The organism is Streptomyces sp. NBC_01571 (assembly GCF_026339875.1).
Taxonomy (GTDB): Bacteria; Actinomycetota; Actinomycetes; order Streptomycetales; family Streptomycetaceae; genus Streptomyces.
This window is the reverse complement of the sequence record NZ_JAPEPZ010000001.1, coordinates 17,327-40,971: the sequence shown is the minus strand read 5'-3', so window position 1 is coordinate 40,971 and position 23,645 is coordinate 17,327. Positions and strand designations below refer to the sequence as shown.

Sequence of the window (23,645 nt, the reverse complement as noted above, 5' to 3'; positions counted from 1 at the left end):
CGATGTCCTTTCGAGGAGGTGGCGGACGTCGGCGGCGACGGGCTTGAGATGGCGTTCGTACTGGGAATGGCCGCCGTCGAGGAGCAGGTCTCGGTGCCGGGCGCGTCCTTTCCGGCTTTCGGAAGGTGAGCGCGCCTTCGGGGGCCTGGAGTGGCGGCAAGGAACACACGAGTATGCGAAGGCTGGCACGCGGCCGCGGGATCTTGGTGGTTACTTCTTTCTGGAGTTGACCATCAAGTATATAACCTGCCAGGCATCAGTGAGGGGTTAGGTTGTGCTGTGCCTGTGCTGTGCCTCGCTGTACTGAGCTGTGCTCGCCGCTGTCGGCTGGGCGGCTCAACCCGCGGTTCACGGCTCCACTTCACCCTGCGGTCGGCAGCCTGCGGCCGCATCCGCCAACGGTCGTCGCTCGTCACCGGGGTGGGATGTCGCTGTCGCGGGCCAAGGTGTCCTGGGTGTGCGGGGGATTTCGCTGGTGAGGCGGTTGGCCGTGGGCACCGGTGTCGCCGTGCAGGCGATGAGGAGTGGTTGCCGGCTGGCGTAATAGCGGTCGGGCGCCGGGCTGGTGACTTGCGAGTGCCGCGCCACATTGGCGACAGACGGTGCGCCGATTCCTTGGGCGGCCAGGAGGCCGAGTGCGGTGGTCGGCATTCGCTGCTGGGGCTGAGGTGGAGGTTTTCGGGGCGGGGTTGGCGTGGGTGGTGGGTGCCGTGGTTGGCCGTGGTTGGTCGGGGTGGTGGTTGGGTGTGGGGGTTGGGTTGCGTGGGTGGTGGGGGTTGGTGGTGGGTTGGGTGTGGGGGTTGGGTTGCGTGGTTGGTGGGTTAGGGGTGGTGGGTGGGGGTGGTGGTGATGTGGGCGGTGAAGACGGTGTGGTTGTTTTGGTGGCCGGTGACGTGGATGGTGCGGGTGTTGGTGGGGGTGTTGGTGGGGGTGTTGGTGGGGGTGTTGGTGGGGGTGTTGGTGGTGGGGGTGGTGTGGGTTCGGTTGTTGTGGGTTCGGTTGTTGTTGGTTCGGTTGTTGTTGGTGGTGGTGTTTTGGTTGGTGTTTGGGGTGGGGGTGTCGCTGGTTGTGTGGGTGGTGATGTAGGTGGGGGTGTGGTGTTCGGTGTAGCGGTGGAAGGTGGCGTGGAGGGTGGTGAGGTGGGTGGGGGTGGGGTGGGTGTGGGTGTGGGTGGCTTGGCGGGCGGCTTCGAGGAGGACCATGCCGGGGATGTGGTCGGTGGTGTGGTCGAAGAGGATGGGGTGGTGGGGGTTGGGGGTGAGTTGCCAGGTGTGGGGTTGGGGGGTGGGGGTGAGGACGAGGTCGAGGGGGAGGTGGCGTCCGTAGGGGGTGGGGTCGGTGGGGGGTGTGGGGGGTGGGGTGGGTTGGGGGGTGGGTTGGGTGGTGTGGGGTTGGCGGAGGCGTTGGTAGGTGGTGGGGGTGAGGCAGGTGAATTGGCCGCCGCCGGTGGCGGTGGTGTGGCCGTTGCGGGTGATGTGGATGTGCATGGTGAAGTCGGCGAGGCGTTTGCCTTTGTAGCGGAGGGTGGTGCAGGTGGCGGTGAGGGTGAGGTCGGTGGGGGTGGGGCCGATGTGGAGGTGTTGGGGGTGGGTGGTGAGGTGGATGTTCCACATGAGGAAGTGGTGGTCGAGGGGGACGCCGAGTTCGGCGTGGGCGAGGTAGAGGCCGGTTTGGCGGATGGTTTCTGCGGCTTGGAGGGGGTCGTGGTGGGTGCCGTCGGGGGTGGTGTAGAAGGTGTGGGCGCGGGGCCATTGGGCGGTGAGGGTGTAGTGGTTGTCGCCGGTTTTTTCGCTGCCGGTGAGGAAGACCTCGGCGAGGCTTGAGCGGTGGACGTATTCGCGGGGGACGGTGGTGGTGAGGCGGGGCATGGGGGTGGTGGGGGCGGGGTGCGGGGGTGGGGTGGTGGCGGGTGGGGTGGGGTGGTTGTCCTGGTGGACGGTGAGCAGGGTCATGGGTGTCTCCGTTGCGCCGTTGGATGGGCTGGGATCGACCGTGCAGGGTCATAAGATACGAACCTACCGGTTTTCTTTTCAAGGGTGGGCGGGGAATTTCGCGGCCGGCGGTCGGGTGGAGGGTCCGGGCGGGCGGGGTGGCGGGGGTCGGTGGCCGGGGGCGGGCGGGGTGGGGATCTTTCCGGGTAAACGGGGGGTTGTATTCCGTTCTGGTGGTGTCTTCCGTGGGTGCGGGGTGCTGTGCGAGGCTCGGGTTCGGTGGCGGGGGTGGGGTGGGGCTCTCGCGGGTGGCGGGTTCGGGGGCTATGGTGAAACCGGCTGAGCGGTTTGGTTTGGGTGCTGTTTTGGGCGGGTGCGGGCCTGTGCCGTGGGCGTGGGCGTGGGCGCGTGCGCGGGTGTGGGTGTGGGTGGTGTGAGGGTTCGGGCCGGTGCTGTGGGTGGCGGTGCTGGTGGCGGGGCCGGGATGGTGCGGTGCTGGTGGTGTGGGGGGTCGGGGGGTGCCGGCCGGGGGTGGCCGTGCGGGGGTGCGGGGGGGTGCGGGTTGGGGGTGGCCGTGCGGGGGTGCGGGGGTCGGGGGGTGCGGGTTGGGGGTGGCCGTGCGGGGGTCGGGGCGGGCGTGGGGTCTGGTGCCGGTGTGGGTGTCGTGTCTGCTTCGTTCCTGGTGGGGGTGCGGGGGTGGTGCGTTGCCGGTTTCCTCGTGGTGGGGTGACGGGCCGTTCGGTGCCGGGCGGTTCGGTGCGGGGCGGTTCGTGGTGGCGGGGGTGTCGGGTGGTGCGTGGGTGCGGGGCGGCCTTGGTGGCGCTGGGTGTGCCGCGCCGTGCCGTGCTGTGTTGTGTTGTGGGCTGGCGTTTTGTGCCGGTTTTGTGTTGTTGGTGATTGTTTGTATTGCTGTGTTGGTTCGTGTCGTTGTGGTTTTTCCGGTGTTTTCGCTGTCTGCGGGGAGGGTCTGATGGTGCGTCGGCTGGATGGGCGTGAGCAGGGTCGCAGTGGGCTGGACGGGCTGGACGGGGGCGAGGCGGCCGGGGGCGGGGTGGCCGGGGGCGGGGTGGCCGGGACGGCCGGGAGTGAGGCGGCGGCGGTGGCTGGGTCGGGGGGCGGTGGGACGGCCGGGAGTGTGACGGCGGTGGCCGGGTCGGCGGGGTCGGCTGGGCTTGCGGGGAGTGAGGCGGCGGTGGTGGCGGGGCTGGCGGGGCTGGCGGGGAGTGGGGCGGGTGTGGGGGTGCTGGGTGGTCCGGGTGGGGTGGTTGGGGTGGGTGGTTCGGGTGGTGGGGGGTGTCCGTTTGTGTTGGATGTGTTGGGGCGGGATGTGCAGGGGGAGGCGGCTGTGTTGCGGGGGCGGGGTGCGGTGTCGCGGGTGGTGTTGCCGGGTGGGGTGGGGGCGTGGGTGGTGACGGATGCGGGGGTGATGCGTGGGTTGTTGACGGATGGGCGGGTGTCGAAGGATGCGTATCGGCATTGGCCGGCGTGGCGGCGGGGGGAGGTGTCGGGGAGTTGGCCGTTGGCGGTGTGGGTGTCGGTGCAGAATCTGGTGACGTCGTACGGGGCGGAGCATCGGCGGTTGCGGGGGTTGATGGCGTCGGCGTTCACGGCGCGGCGGGTGGCGTTGCTGGGGCCGCGGGTGGAGGAGATCGCGGGGGGTCTGCTGGATGGGGTGGAGGAGGCGGCGGGGCGGGCTGCGGGCGGGGTGGTGGATGTGCGGGAGTTGTTCGCGCTGCCGTTGCCGGGGCTGGTGATGTTGGAGTTGTTCGGGATTCCGGAGGAGTTCCGGGGGCCGTTGCGGGAGATCATTGACGGGTTTTTCGATACGGCGGTGTCGTCGGTGGAGGCGCAGGCCAATTACCGGGCGCTGTATTCGACGATGGGGGAGTTGGTCGCGTTCAAGCGGCGTTGTCCGGGTGAGGATCTGACCAGTGCGCTGATCGCGGCGGGTGATGCCGGTGGTGCGGGTGGTGCGGGTGGTGCGGGTGGTGCGGGTGGGGGTGGGGGGTTGGGTGGGAAGGAGCTGGTCGACAACTTGATCATGTTGTTGAGTGCGGGGTGTGAGCCGACGGTGAATCTGCTGGGCAATGCGGTGGCGTTGTTGCTGGGGGATGTGGGTCAGCTGGAGTTGGTGCGGTCGGGGCGGGCGTCGTGGGGGGATGTGGTGGAGGAGGCGGTGCGGGTGGAGGCGCCGGGGGCGAATGCGATTTTGCGGTATGCGGTGGAGGATGTGCGGGTGGGGGAGACGGTGATCGGGCGGGGGGATGCGCTGGTGATGTCGTTCGCGGCGGCGGGCCGGGATCCGGGGGTGCACGGGGAGGATGCGGATGTGTTCGATGTGACGCGAAAGACGCGTCGGGAGCATCTGTCGTTCGGTCATGGGGTGCATTACTGCCTGGGGGCGCCGCTGGCGCGGCTGGAGGCGGAGATCGCGTTGCGGGCGTTGTTCGGGCGTTTCCCGCGGATGCGGGCGGCGTTCGGGCCGGGGGAGCTGCCGCGTACGGAGTCGTTCATTTCGAACGGGCCGCGGGTGCTGCCCGTGGTGCCGGGCCCGGCGGCTCACCCGGCTGCTGCGGCCGGGTGAGCGACCGGGCCTGCCGGACTCCGCCAGGCCCGCCAGGGCCGCTTGGCTTGGTGGGTTTGGTGGGTTTGGTGGGTTGACCGGGGTGGGGGTCCTGGCCGGTGCCGGCCAGGGGCTGGTGCGGGGCGGTGTGTTGTCTGTTTCGCGGGCCGGGTCGCCCTGCGGGTGCGGTGTGTGTGGTGGTGGTGGCCGTTCTGGGGCGGTGGGCCGGGCGGTGCCGGGGATGGCGTGGGTCCGGGGGTGTCGGCTGCGTCAAGTTCCGTCATCCGGGCTTGCCTTGCCTCGTCGTGCCTTGTCTTGTCTCGTGGGGCCTGGTGTTGTCTTGTCTCGGGTTTGCCGGCTGTGGTGGGTGGTTGTCGGTGGCGGCCGCCCGGCGCTCTCCTTGTGGCTGTCTCGGGCGGGTTTTTGTGGGGCCGGCCGGTTCTGGCCTGTGGCTTGTCGCTGCTGTGGGCGCTGTGGGTGCTGTGGGTGGAGTGCGGGCTGAGGGGGAGGCTCCGGTCGGTGGTTGCCGGAGTTTTCGGCTGGTGCTGCCCGGACGGGGCCGGCGCCGGTGGGGGTGGGGTGCTGCTGGTTGTGACGGTGCGCGGGAGGCCGGGGGCGGGGGGTTTCGTGGCCGGTGGCCGGTCCGGGAGGCCGGTTGGGGGTTCGCGGACCGGGGGAAGGGTTCCGGTCCTGTCGGGTGCGGCCGGTCCGGGTGTTCGGGGGCCTGGTGCCGGGTGGGCTTGGTGGCGACCGTCTGCGTGACGTTGTGGGTGTAGGGGATTTTCCTGCTGTGTGAACCGGCCGGCGCCTGTGGTGTGTTGCGGTGCGGCCCCGGCAGGAGACGCGGGCACCCAGGGGTGCCGGGGTGCCCAGGGGTGCCGGGCGGCAGGGCCGGGGTGGGGTGGCAGACGTCGTTCTGCCGGGCCGTGTGCGGATGCGGTTTCTCCGGTGTGCCGGGCCGTGCGGGGAAGGGGCCCGGTGGTGCGCGGGTGCCGGTGTCCGCCCCGTCGTTGTCTGCGGTTGTCTGCGGTTGTGTGCTGTCTGGGCGGGTGGGTCAGGCGTCTTGGTCCCGGGGGGTGTGCTGCCGGGTGCCGGGGCGCCTGGGGGCTGTTGGCGGGCGGGCGGCTGGGTGGTGTTCGCCGGGGTTTTCGGGTGTGGGCCCGGCGGTGCGGGTGGTGAGCGTGGCGGCACGGGGTGGGGGGTGCGGGTGGGGTGTGGGCCGTGTCCGTTCCTGGTGTGGTCGGGTGAGCGTCTGGTTGTAGTGCCGGGGTCTGCCGTGCCGGGTGTTGGTTGTTGGGCTGTCGGGTGTGGGTGGGGGTGGCGGGTGGGGTTGTTGTGGGGTCGGGGTGTGCGGGTGTGGTGGTTCGGGGCGGGGCGGGGTGGGCGGGGACCGGTTGAATCCGGACTTCCGGTTGGGTGGGTGCGGGGGGTGGCGGGTGGGGGGTGGAGGTGTTGTCCGGCCCGGTGAGGGGGCGGGCGGGGCGGTGTGGTGCGGGGGTGGGCGGGGGCGGGGTTTTGAGCCGGGGCGGGGTGGTGGCGGGGGCGCCGCCCTTGTGAAAATACGGACTACCTGGTTTGGTTTGGAGTGGTTGCAAGGAAAACATCTTGCGATGGAGTGAGGAACGACCACTGGAGGGTTCGTGGTGCGGCAGGAGCGTGCGATTCGCACCCGGCGGGCGATTTTGAATGCGGCGGCGTCGGTTTTCGACGAGCGCGGGTATGAGGCCGCCACGATCGGTGAGGTGCTGACCCGGGCGGGTGTGACCAAGGGGGCTCTGTACTTCCATTTCCCCTCGAAGCAGGCGCTGGCGGAGGGGGTGCTGGCGGAGCAGTTCTCGGGTTTCACGCTGGCGCCCCGGGCGAGCAAGCTGCAGGAGCTGGTGGACATGGGGCTGTCGCTGGCGTACCGGATGCGCCGCAACCCGGTGGTCAGTGCCTCGGCGAGACTTTCGCTGGGCCAGGAGATGGGGGCCATCTTCGGCACCTGGACGATCACGACCTGGCTGGATGCGACGGAGAAGGTGCTGCGCGAGGCGCGGGAGCAGGGTGAACTGCTGCCGCATGTGGACCCGGCGGAGAGTGCGTGGGTGTTCTCGGCCGCGTGGACGGGTGTGCAGGTCTACTCCCACACGCTGGCGGGCCGGGAGGATCTGGAGCGGCGGGTCTCCGCGCTGTTCGAGCATCTGCTGCCGAGCATCGCGGTGCCCGCGGTGCTCGGCAAGCTGGTCACCGACCCGGCCCGGGCCGCCGAGGTCGCCGCCGAGGGCGAGCGGCTGGCCGCCGAGGCGGGAGAGCTGGGGGACCTGGACGAGGTCGCCGCTCCCGCCTGACCGCCTGACACCCGGCCCGCTCGCACCGCCCACCCCCAGACCCGCAGGCCCGCAGACCGGCAGGCCCGCAGACCGGCAGGGCGGCGGGCGGGCAGGCCGGCGCCCGTCCCGCACGGCCCTCCTCGCAGTCGTGGACCGGCCCGTGACTCGGGGCCCGTGCCTCGGCCTGTGGGCCGGTTTGTGTGTGCGGACCGGGCGGGGTGGCTTGTGCGGGATGGGCCGTGTGGCTGCCCGCGCGGTGTGCCGGTGCCGGTGCCGGTGCCGGTGCGGGCGGGGTGGGGTGCGGCCGGTTTCTGTTCCGTGGGGCTGTGTCCGGTGGCCGGGCGGCCGTTGGTGGGTGCCGGGGGCGGTGGCCTGGGGTTTCCGGGCCGGTGGCGGCCGGTGGCGGTGTCTGCGGGCCGGGGTGGGGCGGGGTGCCGGCGGGGCATCCCCGCAGTGAAACATACCGCGCGTGCGGTTTGGTAGGGTATGGCCTCGGAGTGCCCGGGGGTGTCCGCCGTGGCGGCGGCCGGTGCGGGCCCGGGAGGAGGCGGGATGGTCAAGCAGGTTCGGGCGGCACGTACGCGCCAGGCCCTGGTCCGGGCGGCGGCCGAGGTGTTCGCCGATGACGGGTACGCCCTCGCCTCGCTGCCGGCGATCAGCCGGCGGGCCGGGGTGAGTACCGGGGCGCTGCATTTCCATTTCCCGAGCAAGGATCTGCTGGCCCGTGAGGTGGAGGCGGCGGCGACCGTCTCCCTGCAGCGGCTGGCCGCGCGCCAGGACGCGCCGCCGGGCGGGGTGCCGGGCGGCCCCGCCGGAGCGGGTGCGGGGGGTGCGGCGCTGCGGTTGCTGGTGGAGGTCAGCCGTGACCTGGTGCTGGGGCTGTCGGCCGACCCGGTGCTGCGGGCCGGGTTCGGGCTGGGCGGTGATCCCTCGCGCAAGGGCGGTGAGGGGCCGGGCCGGTGGTGGAGCGAGTGGGTGCACGCGCTGCTGCGCGAGGCCCATGGTGCGGGTGAACTGGCGGAGGGGGTCTCCCCGGAGGCGGCCGCGGTGGCCGTGGTCGCCGCCACCCTCGGGCTGGCCGGTCTCGCCTCCCGCCACCGCTTCCACCTCTCCCCGCATCTGGTGGAACAGTTCTGGGCCCTGCTGCTGCCCGGCCTCGCCGCGCCCCCGCCCCGGCGCCCGGCACGGCCGGGCATACCCGCCGCCGAGACCGGCCCCGCCCCCCGCTAGCGGCCCCGCCCCCCGGCGGCGGATCTCCGGTCCCGCCCCCGGGCGCAGGCCGGTTCCGTCTGCGGCGGCAGGCCGAGTCCGCCTGCGGGCGGCGGACCGGTTCTGCCCGTCGGGGCGGGGATCCGGCTCGTTCCGTGCGGGGGACCGCACCCGCCTCCGGGTAAACAGACCGCATGGTCCGGCAATGGAGAGGTCAAGTCGTGCGGGGAGCGGGCCCGCAGGGCCGGTGTTCCGCCTGGCCGGGGCGTTGTGCGGCAAAAGTCGCGTTCCCTGGAGGGGGTCTCGAGTGCCGGCGGAGAGAAAACACGACGACCGGTTTGAGATTGACATACCGTCCATGCTGTTTTTTACTCGGGTGTGCCGGGAAGCACGGGGGCGGCGGTCAGTCCGCGGCCCGGCAAGTCCCGGCAGAACGGGGCCTGCTGACGGACCGGCAGAACCCTCGGCCGGCACACCTGAAGACGGCACACCTGAAGACGGCACACCTGAAGACGGCGGACCTGGAGCCCGGCGGACCTGGAGGCCGGCGGACCGGCTGGGCGGATGATCTGAGGATCTGACGCCGGCGGGTCTGAAGGCCGGCCGGCCGGTGACGAGCCGCAGAGCGGCCGGCGGGCCGGCGGCCGGCCGGACGGGCTCACGGGTCCTACCGGTCCGCGGGTTGGTGGGCCGGTGGGCCGGTACGGGGCCCGGGACCGGGCCGGCCGGCTCTGCGGCGGGCGGCGGGGCGGTGGTGGCCGGTGCGTGGCCGCGGGCTCTGGCAGATGGCAGCGAACGGACAGGGGAGACGGCGTGGACACCGACATACTCGGCACACTTGATGTGCGGGAGAAGGGCATCTCGATCACCCCGACCGCTCCCAAGCCGCGGCAGGTGCTGGCGCTGCTGGTGCTGCATGCCGACCAGATGGTGCCGGTGGGCATGCTGAGCGAGGAACTGTGGGGCGCGCAGCCGCCGCGCAGTGCACGGCCCACCCTGCAGACGTACATCCTGCAGCTGCGTGAGCTGATCACCGCGGCGCTGGAGAGGGATCCGGGCGGGCACCGTACGGCCAAGGACGTGCTGCTGACCGTGCCGGGCGGTTATCTCCTCAAGAGCGGTGAGGGCAGCAGTGACGTGCGGGAGTTCGAGCGGCTGGCCGGGCTGGGCTACCGGGCGATGGACGGGGCGGACTTCCCCGAGGCGGCCCGGCACCTGCGGGCCGCGCTCGCGCTGTGGAGCGGGCCGCCGCTGGCCGACGTGCAGGCCGGCCCGCACCTGGCCACCCAGGTCAAACGGCTGGAGGAGAGCCGGCTGTGCGCGCTGGACCAGCGCATCGAGGCCGATCTGCGCCTGGGCCGCCACCGTGAACTGCTCGCCGAGCTGACCGTGCTGGTCAGCCGGTATCCCACCCACGAGAGCCTGTGCGGGCAGTACATGCTGGCCCTGTACCGCTCCGGGCGGCGGGGCGAGGCCCTGGACGCCTACCAGCGGCTGCGGGCCACCCTGGTACGCGGTCTGGGCCTGGAGCCGTCGGCGGCCCTGGGCAAGCTGCAGCGTTCCATCCTGATGGCCCGGCCGGACGGCTCACCCGCCGCAACCGCCACGGCCGGATCCGGGTCCGCCGGTCCCGGTACGGGCCCCGCCGGGAGCGGACGGCTCGCCGCCCCGGTCGGCTGACCCACCCCCACCCCCACCCCGGCCCAGCACCGGCCCAGCACCGTCCCGCCCCGGCCCAGCACCGTCCCGCCCCCCGGGCTCCGTCTCAACCCCCTGGTCACCGGCCCCGATCCCCTGGCAGCGGCCCCCAACTCCCCGGCCCGGGGCTCTTGTTCCTCCCCGGGCGGGCCCCGGTGCCGAGAGGCACAGCCCGGACCGCCCGGACCGACTGGACCGTCCGGACCGACTGGACCGACTGGACCGCCAGGCCGTGCCGGGAAGTCCGGGCGGTCCGGTCCCTGGCGCGGGCCCCCGGGGTACGGGCATCTGGCCGGGGCTCGGCCGGGGGCGCGGTAGGGCTTGGCGTGGCGCGGGCCGCCCGCTCGGGGGCCTGGACATGCCGTGCCGCGTCGGCCGTGCGATACCGGCGGTGCCGTGCGAAGCCTGGGCCGGGCCGCGCGAAGCCGCTCCCCGCCAGTGCCGAGCCAGTACCTGTCGTGTCCCGTGCCGTGCATGCCGGTGCATGCCGGTGCATGCCGTGCGGGTCGGCCGGGTTGTTCGGGCCGGCGGGGTTGGCGGGGCCGGCGGGGTTGGCGGGGTCGGTGGTTGTTCGGGGTTCGGGGTTCGGGGTTCGGGGTGCCGGCCGGGGTGGCGGGGTGCGGGGGGTCGGTGCGGGCGCGAGGCGGGCTCGAGTGGGGTGGGGCAGGGTGGGGGTATCCGCAGGAGGAGGGGCAGGCATGTCGTCGCGCGTGCACGCCGGCGAGGACGCCGTGGAGGTGGCCGCTCCGGCCGGTGTGGTCTACGGCCTGCTGGCCGATGCCGTGCGCTGGCCGGTGTTCCTGCCCTCTCATGTGCACGTCGAGCGGCTGGACTTCGACGGCGTGCGGGAACGGCTGCTGGTGTGGGAGGTGGCCGACGAGGCGGGTGCCCCGGGCGGCCACGTCCGCTCCCGGCACACCCGGCGGGTCCTGCGGCCGCAGGACCGCAGTGTCGTCTTCGAGGAGGAGGACCAGGCCCGCCCGGGCATGGTGACCTCGGGGGTGTGGACGGTGCGCCCGGCGGGTGAGACCCGGTGCGTGCTGAGCCTGCGTCAGGAACGGGTGCTGCCCGTGCTGCTCGCCGCGGGCGACAGCCGCCTGCGCGGTGACGCGGCCGCCGGCGTACGGCGCCGGCTCGGCGAGGTCCGCGGGGCGGCCGAACGGTGGGAGGAACTCGACGAGCTGCTGCTGTCCTTCGAGGACCGGATCCGTGTCGAGGGCCCCGCCGAGCTGGTCTACGACTTCCTCTACCGGATCGGGGACTGGCAGGAACGGCTGCCGCACGTCGAGGGGACCCGCGTGCGCGAGGACGCGCCGGGCGTCCAGGTGGTGCAGGTGGACACCTGCGCCGCCGAGGACGCAGGGACCGTCACCACCCGGGCGGTACGGCTGTGTTTCCCGCACGCCGGTCGCATCGTCTACAAGGAGACCCTCACGCCCCGCCTGCTCGCCGCCCACAGCGGCGAGTGGTCCCTGCTGCCGGACGCCTCCGGGGTGACGGTCGTCGCCGCCCACCGGGCGATGCTCCGGCAGGACGCCGTCGCCCGGGAACTCGGCGAGAACACCAGCCTCCTGGAGGCCCGCCGGTACGTGCACGGCTGGCTGTCCCGGGCCGACAGACAGGCACTGGGCCTGGCCAAGTGGCATGCGGAGAGCACCGTCCGCCGTCTGCGATGAACAGATGAACAGGAGGCCGCCCATGGCCGTCACCCGTCCCGCCCCCCGCACCGTCCCCGCCGGCCTCCCGCCCGCCCGGCCCGGCCACGGCCAAGGCCAAGGCAGCGGCAGTGGCAGTGGCAGTGGCAGTGGCAGTGGTGCGGTGATACCCGGGCCCCGCCGGGGCGTCGCGCACCGCTATGCCGCACTGCCCCCGCCCCTGGAGGTGGCACTCGCCGCACTGCGCCTGGACGCCCTGCTCGGCGACCCCCGGGATGCCGCCAACCCCTACGGCCTGCCCGCCCTCACCACCACCCGTATCACCGGCAGCACCACCACCGGCAGCACCACCACCGGCAGCAGCACCACCCGCACCACCGGCAGCACCACCGGCAGCACCACCGGCAGCACCGCCGGCAGTGCGGGTGGTGCGGGTGGTGCGGGTGGTGCGGGTGGTGCGGGTGGTGCGGGGGAGGACCGGGCCGGGCTCCTGGCGGCGGCGGGCCTTGGCCGGATACGGGCCGCCGACCAGCTGGTCCGTGCCCTGCGGCCGGTCCTGCGCCGGGACGTTGCCCTGGGACAGGCCTGCGCATCGGCCGTGCGGGCGTGCCCGGTGCCCGCCGCCCTGCTGGGGCCGGCCGCGCTGCTGGCCGCCACCGGTACCGTGCTGCGCCAGGCCGCGCGGATCGTGGCCGGCCGCTGCCACAGCGAGCCGGCCCTGCGGCAGTGGCGGCCGGTGCTCGCCACCGTCTTCGCCGACCTGCTGGCCTGCGAGAGCCTGACCAGCGTGGCGCTGCGCCGCCCGATGCGTCCCGCGTCCGGTGCGCTGCTGCCCGCGGTGGCCGGCTACGTGGTGCCGACGGTAGTGGCGGACGTACTGGCCCAGCTCGAACTGGTGCTGACCGAGTGCGGCCACGGGCCCGCCGGTCCTGAGGGCCGCATGCTGGCGAAACTGGCCGGTGACCTCCCGGCGGCCGGCGTGGACGCGGCAGCCGCCGGGTCCTGGCAGACCCACCTGGTACGGGCTCTGCCGGCGCTGGCCGAAAGCCCCCGCCCCCCGCACCCCACCGCCCTCCCGGCCCTGTTCCGGCTCGCCGACCCCCACCCCGGCTCCGCCTCCGACCCCCACCCCGGCTCCGACCCCGCCGTCACCGCCGCGAACCGGCAGGACCGGCAGGAGCGGGACAGGGACGGGCAGGACAGGGACGGGCGGGGCGGGGACAAACAGGGCGGGGGCGGGCAGGGCGGGGACGGTGTGGTGCTGTCGGGGCTGCTGCGTGCTGCCGCCCGTGCGGGCGGCGGTGATCCGGACCGTGCCGCGCTGGCCGGTGCGGCCCGGCGGCTGCTGAGCGAGCAGCGCGCGCTGCGCCGTCCGTGCCGCGCGGCGGGCCAGGACGGTCCTGACGGTCCGGCCGTACGGGCGCTGGCGGACCGTCAGGCGCTGCTGTGGCTGGCCGCGGCCGTGCTCGGGGTCCAGGAGGCGGCCGACGACGGGCGCGGTCTGTTCCTGGGCGGCCCGCACTGGGCGCTGCTGGCACTGTCGGGCATCACCGAACGGCTCGGGGTGCCGCTGCCCGGCCCGGCCGCCGACCCGCGCGAACAGGTCTGGGCGGAACTCGCCGACCGGGTCCGGCACGGCGTGGACTGCGACATCTACGCGACCCGGCTGCTGTGGTGAACGGACACGGCCCGGCCGCCCCGGGCAGCACCGGCCCCGCCCGCCCCCGCCCGTCGTCCCGCCCGCACCCCTCCCACCCGGACGTCCCCGCCCCGGACGTCCCCGCCCCGGACGTCCCCGCCCCGGACGGGCCGGGCACGGGCGGGCCGGGTACGGGCGGCCCGGGTCTGCCGGAACCGGCGGAACTGGCGGAACCGGCGGATCTGGTGGGCCGGGTGGGCCGGGTGGGTCCGGGGGGCGGGCAGGGGCGGGGGAGCAGCGGGGGGCTGCTCGGGCCGCCGCTGCACGTGGCGGGTCCCGAGGGTCCCTGGGAGGAGGTCCATGACCAGCTCACCGGCCGCGGTCACGTCCTGGTGCACACCACCTGGGGGCAGTGGCTGGCGGCCGCGCTGCTGGATCCGGGACTGCGGGGCCTGCTCGGCCGTGACTGGCCGCGCTACCGGCAGACGGCCGCGCCGGCCGGCCGGCTGCGTTTCGCCGCCTCGCGGATGGTCCTCAAACACACCGCGGCCGCCGCCCTGCAACTGCCCGCGGACGCCCTCGACCTGGCCTACCGGCCCGGCGGCCGCCCCCATCTGCGCGGCCTGGCCGGCACCGAGGTGAGCCTGGCCCACACCGACGAGCTGATCGTGGTCGCCGTCAGCCGCACCGGGCCGATCGGGGTGGACGCCGAGCCCGTCACCCGCCGGCCGTCCTTCGAGCTGCTGCACCCCTACGTGTGCACCCCCGCCGAGGCCGCCGAACTCGCCGCGCTGCCCGAGGACGACCGCACGGCGCGGCTGCTGCACCTGTGGACGCTCAAGGAGGCCTACACCAAGGCACTCGGGCACGGCATGCGGCGCCGTTTCGCCGCGTTCGGCTTCAGCCGCGACGAGCAGGGCCGTACGGTCCTGGCCGACGAACCGGCCGGCGCGCCGCGGTGGATTCTCGCCACCCACCTCGTCCACGGCCGCTATCTGGTCAGTGCCGCCCACCATCCGCTGTTCCCGGTCGAGACCCCTTCGCGGCCCGCTCCACACCCGCTCGAGGAAACAGGCCTCCCACCTGCGGCGACGCTAGGCTGGCCGCTGCCGGGCAGCTCCGGCGCACAGCCGACATGACGAGAGGCGGGCGTCGTGAACCACCGTGCAGCCACCCCACCGCACACCGCCCCGCCCGCCCCCGCGCGGCCCCGTGCCGCCGGCGGCAGGCCGGGCGGCAGCTTTCGCCGCCGCCCGGCCGGATACCGGCCGGGCACCACGATCCCGCCTGTCCCCACGATCCCTTCGGCCCGCCCAGCCGTTACTGCCCGCCCAGCCGGTACTGCCGGGTGTGCCGGGTGTGTTGGCTGCGCGGGGCCGGTCCGGCCGGTCTGGCCGGTGCGGTGGGTGCGGTAGGGGGAGCGGGGGGCCGGTCCGCTGGTGTGCCGCGGGTGTGGTCCCTGGTTCGCGGGAGGGCGGATGAGCAGCCGGTACGCGCCGCGGGGCGCCGTTCTTGCCGTGGTCCACGAGCCGGGTACGCCCCCGCCGGGGGGCCCGCTCGTGCTGGAACTGTGCGGCCCGCTGGGCCCGGCCGACGCGGAGAGCGTCGCCGCCCGCCTCGCGCAGCGCCACCGTGCCTTCGACGTCGCGCTGGACAGTCACCGGCCCGGCCGTCACACCCTGCGCCTGACCCCGCCCGCCGGCGCGCCGGGCCCCGTCCCGCTGCCCGCGGAACTGCTGGCCGACGTGCTGGCCCCGCCCCCGCCGGGCGGTGAGGTCCTCCCGGTCACCGGACACCAGCAGACCCTGCTGATCGCGGCCCTCGCCCCCGCCGGCGCCACCGACCACACCGACCACATTGATCACACCGGCCCCGCCAACGGCACGGACAGCACCGGCGGTACGGACGGTTGGGACAGCACCGGCGGCGGGGACGGTACGGGCGGCGCGGGTGGCGGGGACGGTCAGCTGGAGCAGTTGTACTGGGACTGGTCCGGGCCGCTGGACGTGGCCCGGTTCGCCGCGGCGTGGCAGTCGGTCGTGGACCGGGAGTCGGTGCTGCGGGCCTGTTTCGACTGGGTCGCCTCACCGCGTCTGGTGCTGCACGCCCGCGCCGATGCCGACATCGCCGTCCACTCCCGTACCGCCGTCACCTGGGCGCGGCTTCTGCGGCGCGACCGGGCGCGGGGTTTTGCACTGCACCGGCCCGGCCTGCTGCGCCTGGCCCTGCTGCGGGGGGCGTCCTCGGCCGCGGTGCCGGCCCCGCCCCCGCGGGTGCTGCTGACCTACCACCCGGCGCTGCTGGACGAGCGGGGCGTGCACCTGCTGCTGCGGGAGTTCTACCGCGCCTACGCCGCGGGCGGTGTGCTGCCCGGCGGGGAACGCCGCCCCGACCTGCGTGATCACGCCCGCTGGCTGGCCGGCCAGAACACCGACGCCGCACGGCAGTTGTGGGCGCGGGCCGCGCCGCCGCGGCACGCCGCGACCCGTCCGGGCCGGGCGGGCGGGGAAACCGGGCAGCACGGGCCCGGACTCCTGCACACCCGGCTGCGGGCGGCCCAGACCTTCCGGCTGCGTTCCTGGGCGGCCCTGCGCGGCGTGGCGGAGAGCAGCGCCCTGCACCTGGTGTGGGCGCTGCTGCTGTACCGGGCGGCGGACGCGCAAGGTCCGCTGCCGGTGAGTTTCGGGGTGCAGCTGTCCGGCCGGGACATCGCCCTGCCGGGCGCCGCGGGCATCCCCGGCCCGCTGGACGGGCCGCTGCCGATGACCGTGACCGTCGACCCCGACGAACCCCTCACCAACCTGCTGCACCAGGTCCGCGACACACTCCTGGACCTGGCCGCCTATCCGTGGGCCGGCGCCGAGTCGATCCGCGCGTGGAGCGGCAGACCACCCTCCCCGCCCCCAGCCGTGTCCGGGTCCGTGTCTGCGTCGGTGTCGGGGTCGGGGGCGGGGTCGGGTCTGTTCGCCGACACGTTCACCGACCCCTGCGCCGACACCCTGGTGCGGTTCGAGGGCCCGCTCCTGCTGCCGCAGGCGCTGCGCGGTGAACTCGCCGCCCAGGGCATCGACGTGCAGAGCCCGCGCACCGCGGCCGGCGCCACCGGCCGGCCCCTGACCCTCACCGCCCGCCACGACACCGGGGGCGGTCTGGCCCTCACTGCCGTCTATGACCGGGCGCGCCTGGCCGACGAGGACGCCGCCGCCCTGCACGCCCAGTGCGTGCGTCTGCTGGGCGCGCTGCCCGGACACCGGGATGCCGCGGCCACCGCCGGGCAGCTGCTGGACGTGCTGGCCCGGGCCGCGGTCCCGCGCATGGCCCGCCCCGCCCCGCCCCCGCCGCGTCCCGCGCTGAGCGTGCTGCGGCCCGGACACCCCCACGCGGACGTGATCTGCCTGGTCGTCGTCCCCGGTGTGCCCAGGGGCGGTTACGACCTGTTCGTCCGCGGCCACCGGGGCCCGGAGAAGATCGTGGCCGTGCACGCCGACGGTGCCCCCGGCGCCCCGCAGGCCGTACTGCACCAGGCCCGGGGGCCGGGCCGGCGGCTGGTGCTGTGCGGGTGCGGGCCCGGCGGGCGGGCGGCCTACGAACTCGCCCAGCACATGCCGTATGCCGCCGGCCCCGCTCCGGCCGTGGTCATGACCGGCATCGGCGATGCCGCCGCCAGCGCGTCCGCCCTCGCCCGCGGCGTCCGCGCCGTCCTCACCCCGCCCCCTGAACCCCGCCCCCTGAACCCCGCCCCCTGAACCCCGCCCCCTGAACCCTGCCCCCCTGAACTCCGCCCTTTTGAACCCGGCCCCGGGCCGGCGTCGCGCGCAAGTCCGGTGAGCGCAGGGCGCTGCCGGGGCGGGGGCAGGGCGTTGCCCGGGCGGGCGCACCAGCGGCCCCGCCGCCCGCGCGAAGCAGCGGGGTCCACGAAGCAGGGGGCCCGCGAAGGAGGGGGCCGCGAAGGAGGGGGCCGCGAAGGAGGGGGCCGTGAAGGAGGGGGCTGCGGCGGTGTGTTCGCGCCCGGCCGCCCCGGGCGGGCCGGGCGGGCCGGGCGGGGCGCGGACGGCGGTGTCCCGGCGGCCACCGCTGCGCGGCGCTGCCGGGACACCGCCGGGGCGGACCGTCCCTGCCGTCGTTGCCCGCCGCCGTTGCGGCAGGTTCGGGGACCGTGGGCGGACCCGCACGGCACGGATGCGCCCGTACCCCGTTCCCGTCGAGGAGTTGAAGGGCCGGGGAGAGCGCGCCGGTTCCGCGGGGCATCCGCACGCGCCCAAAACGGCCCGGTGCCGGCACCGCCCGGTCCCGGCACCGCCCGGCATCGGGCCGAGCCGGGACCGGGCGGGGAAGTCACGCGGCCCCCGCGCCCCGCGCCCCGCGCGGCCCCCGGCCCGTGGCGGGCGGAAATGCAGGCGGCCCCCCGCGCCCCGCCCAGACCCGGTGCCGAACCAGCGCCGGGGCCGGGGCCGGGGCCGGGGTCAGGGGCGGGGGTGGCGGGCCCGGGCCGGTTTCCTGTCGTGCTGTCACCGGCCGGTCGGGGGCCGCAGGCTGCCCGGCGGCGGCCGTGTCGCCCGTCCCCCGCCTCCGCCTCCGTCCACGCTCCCGTTCCCGCTTTCGCCCCTCCTGCTCGCGGGTTCGGCTCGGGCTCGGGCTCAGGCCGTGAACAGGTCGTAGGTGGAGCTGTGGCGCGGTCCGGCCAGTACGTCCAGCTGGGGGTCGACGGTGAGGACGGCCTGGTGCAGCCGTTGCAGCTGGGGGGAGGGTTCCACGCCCAGGTCCTCGATCAGCCGGACCCGCAGTCTGCGGTAGACCTCCAGGGCGGAGGCCTGCCGGCCGGAGCGGTAGAGCGCCACCATGGCCTGCGAGTGCAGCCCCTCGTGCTGGGGGTGACGGGCGGTCAGTTCGATGAGTTCGGCGATGAGTTCGGCGTGCCGGCCCAGCCGCAGGTCGGCGTCGATGCGCCGCTCCACGGTGACCAGCCGGCTCTCCTCCAGCCGGACCACCTCGATCTCCAGGACCGGCCCCAGGCGTACGTCGACCAGGGCGGGTCCCTCCCACAGTCCCAGGGCCTCGCGGAAGCGGGCGGCGGAGACCTCGTCGTCGCCGCTCTCGAACGCGGTCTGTCCCTCCCGTGTCAGCCGGTCGTACTGGTGCACGTCGACGCTGTCGGGCGGGATCTGCAGCAGGTAGCCGCCGTGCCGGGTGGCCAGTACCTCCTTGGCGCCGCCCGGCGCGCCGGGCCCCATCGCGGTGCCCAGCCGCCGGCGCAGCTGCAGGATGTAGGTCTGCAGGGTCGTCAGTGCGCTCTGCGGGGGCTGCGTCGCCCAGATCTCCTCCATGAGGGTCGGGACGGGCATCACCCGTCCGGGATACAACGCCAGCAGCGACAGGATCTGCCGCGGCTTGCCCGCGCTCGGAACGATGGATCCCCCGTTGACCTCGGCACTCAACGGACCCAGAACCTGAATCCTCACCGGTCTCCTCCGTATGTCGTCGAGCTCCTTGTCCCGTTCCTTTTTGTGGCCAGAAATCCGCGCCGCCGCTCACGCTAGCCGCGGCCGTCCCTCCCCAGCGATTTCCTGGAGCCGTTCTCGAGCGGACTTCCAAGTCCGGTGTCACGCCCGCTGTCCGGGGCGCTGGAGGACGCTTGCAGCGCGGCTCGAATCGAACTCCTGATTCCGCCGTCGCCGCACTCCAGACGGTTACCGTCGGCCATTTCCACGCGCCCGCGCCGCTGCCGGCGGCATCCGTAATCACCGCCGCGGGCGCCGTCAAGACATCACGTCCGCGCCCCGCCCCGCACCCGCCGCGCACCGGAGCGCACGCCCCGCCCCCGCGCTCCCGGCCCGCCCCGCCGGACACCTCCCGCCCGCCCCGCACCCACGGCAACTGGCCGAAGCGTTTCCCCCCGCCCCGCCCCGCCCCGCCCCGGCCGTCCCGTCCCGGCCTGTGCTGCTGCGTGCGGGCCGTGTCCGGCCGCCGCGGCCCCGCGGCGCGGGTGTGCCGGGCCGTCCTGTGGTCGCGGGCGGCGGCGTGGAGCGCTCTTCAAGCGCAGTGAGAGCGGTTCTTGAGCGCGGTGACCGATGGTGTCCCCCAAGGCTGAAGAAGAAGGAGGAGGAGGGAGGAGGTATGGGCACCCCGAACCAGTACGAGCCCGTCCTGCGCGTGGAACGCGGGCGGGCCGGCGAAGAGGAACTGGCCGCACTCACCGTGGTGCTGCTCGCGCTCAGCGCGGGCGGCGCACCCGCCCGCCGGGGCAGGCCGGTCAACGGCTCCCGCTGGTGGAGGAGGCCCCGGGCCTACCGCGGCCCGCGCGGCTGGCAGTGATACGGACCTCGCCCAGAAAGGGATCTGACATGGCAATGACCACTGCCCCCGCCCCCGTCGAGCCGGGGCCGACCGACATCCGCGGACGCGTGGCGGAACTGCACGCGATCCGTGAGGCGGCCCGGCTGGGCCCCAGCGAGAAGGCGACCGCCGCCCAGCACGCCAAGGGCAAGCTGACCGCCCGGGAACGCATCGCCCTGCTGCTGGACGAGAACAGTTTCCAGGAGGTCGAGCAGCTGCGCCGGCACCGGGCGACCGGCTTCGGCCTGGAGGCCAAGAAGCCGTACACGGACGGTGTGATCACCGGCTGGGGCACGGTGGAGGGCCGTACGGTCTTCGTCTACGCCCACGACTTCCGTATCTTCGGCGGCGCGCTCGGCGAGGCGCACGCCACGAAGATCCACAAGATCATGGACATGGCCATCGCGGCCGGGGCGCCGCTGGTCTCCCTCAACGACGGCGCGGGCGCCCGGATCCAGGAGGGCGTCTCCGCGCTGGCCGGCTACGGCGGCATCTTCCAGCGCAACACCAAGGCCTCCGGCGTCATCCCGCAGATCTCGGTGATGCTCGGCCCGTGCGCGGGCGGCGCGGCCTACTCGCCGGCCCTGACCGACTTCGTGTTCATGGTCCGTGAGACCTCGCAGATGTTCATCACCGGCCCGGACGTGGTCAAGGCCGTCACCGGCGAGGAGATCAGCCAGAACGGGCTCGGCGGCGCCGACGTGCACGCCGAGACCAGCGGCGTGGCCCACTTCGCCTACGACGACGAGGAGACCTGCCTCGCCGAGGTCCGCTACCTCCTGTCGATGCTCCCGCAGAACAACCGCGAGAACCCCCCGCACACCACCGCCCACGACCCGGCCGGCCGGCGCGGCGAGATCCTCCTCGACCTGGTGCCCGCGGACGGCAACCGGCCCTACGACATGACGAAGGTCATCGAGGAACTCGTCGACGACGGCGACTACCTCGAGGTCCACGAACGCTGGGCCCGCAACATCATCTGCGCGCTGGCCCGCCTGGACGGCCAGGTGGTGGGCATCGTCGCCAACCAGCCGCAGACCCTCGCCGGCGTCCTGGACATCGAAGCCTCCGAAAAAGCCGCCCGGTTCGTGCAGCTGTGCGACGCCTTCAACATCCCCATCCTCACCCTGCTGGACGTGCCCGGCTTCCTGCCCGGCGTGGACCAGGAGCACGGCGGGATCATCCGGCACGGCGCGAAACTCCTGTACGCGTACTGCAACGCGACGGTGCCGAGGATCTCGCTGATCCTGCGCAAGGCGTACGGCGGTGCCTACATCGTGATGGACTCCCAGTCCATCGGCGCGGACCTCACGTACGCGTGGCCCACCAACGAGATCGCCGTGATGGGCGCCGAGGGCGCCGCCAACGTCATCTTCCGCCGCCAGATCGCCGACGCCGCCGACCCCGAGGCCATGCGCGCCCGCATGGTCAAGGAGTACAAGGCGGAACTCATGCACCCCTACTACGCGGCGGAGCGCGGCCTGGTCGACGACGTCATCGACCCCGCCGAGACCCGCGAGGTCCTCATCCGCGCGCTGGCGATGCTGCACGCCAAACACGCCGACCTGCCCTCCCGCAAACACGGCAACCCCCCGCAGTAACCCCGCGGACCGGCCACGGCGCACCCGCCCGCACCGCCCCGCACCGCCACGGCACCCGCCCGCACCGCACCCGCCCCCGCGCCCCTGCACTTCCCGCCCCCCGCACTCCCCGCCGCTCCGCTTTCCGCCCGGCATTCCGCACCAGGAGCAGACCCCACGGTCTGCTTTGCGGGACGCCGACCGGTCCCGCCCCGCCGCTCCCCGCCCCACCGGAGCGGGCCGGAACAGGCCGGAACCGGACCGGAGTTGCGCAGGACGCCTGGCAGCCGCCCCTCCCCGGCGGCGCACGGGCCGCGGACGGACAGCCTCCCCCACCCCCATTAAAACAGCACGACCGGTCGGGTATTGACAGACCGGATGCGCTGTTTTGTAATCGGGGGTGCGGCACGGGACACCGAGCAGGGGAGACGGCGTGGACATCGACGTACTGGGCGCACTGGCAGTGCGGGAGAACGGGGTGTCCATCACCCCGACGGCGCCGAAACCGCGGCAGGTCCTGGCGCTGCTCGCGCTCCGTGCCGACCAGGTGGTGCCCGTCGCGGCCCTCATCGAGGAACTGTGGGGCAACTCCCCGCCGCGCAGCGCCCGTACCACCCTGCAGACGTACGTGCTGCAGCTGCGCGAGCTCATCGCGCAGGCGCTCGAGCACGGCCGCAGCGGCGCCAAGGACGTCCTGATGACCCTGCCGGGCGGCTATCTGCTCGTCTCCGGCGGCGGCAGCAGCGACGTGCGCGAGTTCGAGCGGCTCGCGGGGGAGGGCTACCGGGCCATGGACCAGGGGGCCTTCGCCGAGGCGGCCCGCACCCTGGCCGGGGCGCTGCGGCTGTGGACGGGGGCCGCGTTCGCCGACGTGCAGGCCGGGGCGCAGCTGGCGATGGAGACCCGGCGGCTGGAGGAGAGCCGGCTGTGCGCGCTGGACCAGCGCATCGAGGCCGATCTGCGGCTGGGCCGCCACCGTGAACTGCTGCCCGAACTGACCGTGCTGACCAGCCGTTACCGCACCCACGAGAACCTGCACGCGCAGTTCATGCTGGCCCTGCACCGCTCCGGCCGGCGCAGCGAGTCGCTCAGCGTCTACCACCAGCTGCGCGCCACCCTCGTCAACGACCTGGGCCTGGAGCCCTCGCCGCGGCTGCGGCGGCTGCAGCACTCCATCCAGACGGCGGCGCCGGAGACGGCGGCGGCGCCCGCACCGTTCGACGGCGCGGGACCCCCCGCGCCCGCACGGGCCCGCTGAACCCGCACCGCCCACGCGGCGGCGGCACGGGCCACCGCCGTGCGGGCGGCCGGCAGCAACTGCGCCGGACTGCAAGGCGGTTCGGCACCTCGGGCCGCCCGGGCACCTCGGGCACCTCGGGCACCTCGGGCACCTCGGGCACCTCGGGCCGCCCCGACCGTCCGGCCGCACCGACCGTCCGAGCGGTGCGGACGGGCCGGATGGTGCGGACGGACGGAGCGGATGGTGCGGACGGACGGGGTGGGTGGTGCGGGTGGTGCGCGGGCTGCCCGCGGATGCGGGAAGCGGCTGAACGCGCCGTATCCGCGGGCCGGATGGACGGCACCCCCGGCGCCACGGGACCAGTGGCGCGACTCCCCTGCCCGGACCGCGGGTCGCCTGCCGGACGGGCCCGGCGGGCGCCGCACGCAGCCCATGCCCGCCGGGAGACCGGCGCGCGGGCCGGCAGCCGCCGTTGCGGCTGCCGTGGGCGGGCAGGGGCAGGCAGGTGGGCGGGCGGCTCATTCTTTGGGCGGAGGGTTTGGGCGCCGGCTGGTTCCCGGGAGCCAGTCGCCTTCGGCGGGATCACCACGGCCGGGGATGTGGCGCGGTGGCGGCGGCGCCCACAATGCCAGGACGGCCACCCGGGATCCGACCCTTGGAGACGCCCACCATGACCTCCGCCCCTCATCCGCACACGGCCTCGCCGACGCCGGCGGCCGACGTGCTCGCCGAGCTCACCGCGGTACTGGCGGGCATGATGCGGGTCGAGCCGCAGTCCCTCGACACGCAGGAGTCCTTCCGGCTGCTGGGCCTGGACTCGATGCTGTCCCTCGAGTTCGTCGCGGCGCTCAACGCCCGTTACGGCACCCAGATTGCGGCCACCGCGCTGTACGACCACCCCACCCCGGAGGCACTGGCCCGGCACGTCGCGGCCGAACTCGCCGCGCCCGGGCCCCTGCCGCGCACCGGCCCCGCCCCGCGGCACGGTGACGGGCAGCCCGACCCGGTCCAGGCCCCGTCTCAGGCTGCGGCTGCGGTGCGCGGTGCCGGCCCGTGGCCCGTCGCGGGGCCGGACACCGTCACCGACACCCTGCGCACGCAGCTCGCCGGGATCCTGCACTGCGCCGCGCAGGACATCGACGTGAGCGCGCCGTTCGCCGCGCTGGGACTGGACTCCATCCTGGCCGCGGAGTTCCTGGCCGGCATCAACCGCACCTACGGCCTCAGCGAGCAGACCGACCTGCTCTACGACCACCCCGACCTCGCGGCCATGGCCGCACACGTCACCGCGCAGGTGACGGACACCCGCACCACCGGCCCCGCACCCGCGTCCGGCTCCGCACCCGCACCCGCGTCCGGCCCCGCCCCCGCGCAGCCGCCGCGGGCCGTGGAGATCGACCTGAACGCCCTGCTGGACGCGGTGCGCGACGAGGTGCTCAGCATCGACGAGGCGGCTGCCCTGCTGGCGGCCCGTTCCGCCTGACA

General features: G+C 74.4%; 14 protein-coding genes. 12 read left to right on the top strand and 2 right to left on the bottom strand.

The features are described from left to right. Window positions 1-821: 821 nt before the first annotated feature. Window positions 822-1,952: a ScbA/BarX family gamma-butyrolactone biosynthesis protein gene (locus tag OHB41_RS00140; protein WP_266695918.1), complete on the bottom strand. Its 1,131-nt coding sequence runs from the start codon at window positions 1,950-1,952 to the stop codon at window positions 822-824. Window positions 1,953-3,456: 1,504 nt separating this feature from the next. Here OHB41_RS00140 and OHB41_RS00135 point away from each other — a divergent pair. From OHB41_RS00135 to OHB41_RS00100, 8 genes are all read left to right on the top strand, one after another. Then, window positions 3,457-4,515: a cytochrome P450 gene (locus OHB41_RS00135; RefSeq protein WP_323138445.1), complete on the top strand. Its 1,059-nt coding sequence runs from the start codon at window positions 3,457-3,459 to the stop codon at window positions 4,513-4,515. A 1,622-nt stretch (window positions 4,516-6,137) separates the two neighbouring features. Continuing rightward, on the top strand, window positions 6,138-6,824 hold the full coding sequence (locus OHB41_RS00130) for a ScbR family autoregulator-binding transcription factor (RefSeq protein ID WP_381240001.1): 687 nt from the start codon (window positions 6,138-6,140) through the stop codon (window positions 6,822-6,824). 534 nt (window positions 6,825-7,358) lie between these two features. Then, window positions 7,359-8,036 (top strand): ScbR family autoregulator-binding transcription factor, encoded by a 678-nt coding sequence (locus tag OHB41_RS00125; protein ID WP_266695916.1) that lies wholly within the window; start codon window positions 7,359-7,361, stop codon window positions 8,034-8,036. A gap of 792 nt (window positions 8,037-8,828) precedes the next feature. Beyond that, window positions 8,829-9,695 (top strand): AfsR/SARP family transcriptional regulator, encoded by an 867-nt coding sequence (locus OHB41_RS00120; protein ID WP_266695915.1) that lies wholly within the window; start codon window positions 8,829-8,831, stop codon window positions 9,693-9,695. Between the two features lie 716 nt (window positions 9,696-10,411). After that, window positions 10,412-11,389, top strand: a complete 978-nt coding sequence (locus OHB41_RS00115) for an SRPBCC family protein (RefSeq protein WP_266695914.1) — start codon at window positions 10,412-10,414, stop codon at window positions 11,387-11,389. Between the two features lie 22 nt (window positions 11,390-11,411). After that, window positions 11,412-13,046 carry a hypothetical protein gene (locus OHB41_RS00110; protein ID WP_266695913.1) on the top strand — a complete coding sequence of 545 codons (1,635 nt, stop codon included), beginning with the start codon at window positions 11,412-11,414 and terminating at the stop codon, window positions 13,044-13,046. Continuing rightward, window positions 13,043-14,146, top strand: a complete 1,104-nt coding sequence (locus OHB41_RS00105) for a 4'-phosphopantetheinyl transferase family protein (RefSeq protein WP_266695912.1) — start codon at window positions 13,043-13,045, stop codon at window positions 14,144-14,146. The genes OHB41_RS00110 and OHB41_RS00105 overlap by 4 nt, the downstream gene beginning before the upstream one ends. Window positions 14,147-14,485: 339 nt before the next feature. Next, entirely contained in the window at window positions 14,486-16,753 is a 2,268-nt protein-coding gene (locus OHB41_RS00100) for a condensation domain-containing protein (protein WP_266695911.1), read from the top strand. 891 nt (window positions 16,754-17,644) lie between these two features. On the opposite strand, the gene OHB41_RS00095 is transcribed toward OHB41_RS00100, so the two are convergent. Continuing rightward, on the bottom strand, window positions 17,645-18,466 hold the full coding sequence (locus OHB41_RS00095; RefSeq protein WP_168525349.1) for an AfsR/SARP family transcriptional regulator: 822 nt from the start codon (window positions 18,464-18,466) through the stop codon (window positions 17,645-17,647). A gap of 655 nt (window positions 18,467-19,121) precedes the next feature. On the opposite strand from OHB41_RS00095, the gene OHB41_RS00090 reads away from it, so the two are divergent. The 4 genes from OHB41_RS00090 (at window position 19,122) to OHB41_RS00075 (ending at window position 23,643) form a co-directional block, all read left to right on the top strand. Then, a complete protein-coding gene (locus tag OHB41_RS00090; RefSeq protein WP_266695910.1) occupies window positions 19,122-19,319 on the top strand; it encodes an acyl-CoA carboxylase subunit epsilon in 198 nt (65 codons plus the stop codon). 35 nt (window positions 19,320-19,354) lie between these two features. After that, on the top strand, window positions 19,355-20,941 hold the full coding sequence (locus OHB41_RS00085; protein ID WP_266705540.1) for an acyl-CoA carboxylase subunit beta: 1,587 nt from the start codon (window positions 19,355-19,357) through the stop codon (window positions 20,939-20,941). A 412-nt stretch (window positions 20,942-21,353) separates the two neighbouring features. Beyond that, on the top strand, window positions 21,354-22,178 hold the full coding sequence (locus OHB41_RS00080) for an AfsR/SARP family transcriptional regulator (protein WP_266695909.1): 825 nt from the start codon (window positions 21,354-21,356) through the stop codon (window positions 22,176-22,178). A gap of 652 nt (window positions 22,179-22,830) precedes the next feature. Further along, on the top strand, window positions 22,831-23,643 hold the full coding sequence (locus OHB41_RS00075) for an acyl carrier protein (protein ID WP_266695908.1): 813 nt from the start codon (window positions 22,831-22,833) through the stop codon (window positions 23,641-23,643). Window positions 23,644-23,645 lie beyond the last annotated feature (2 nt).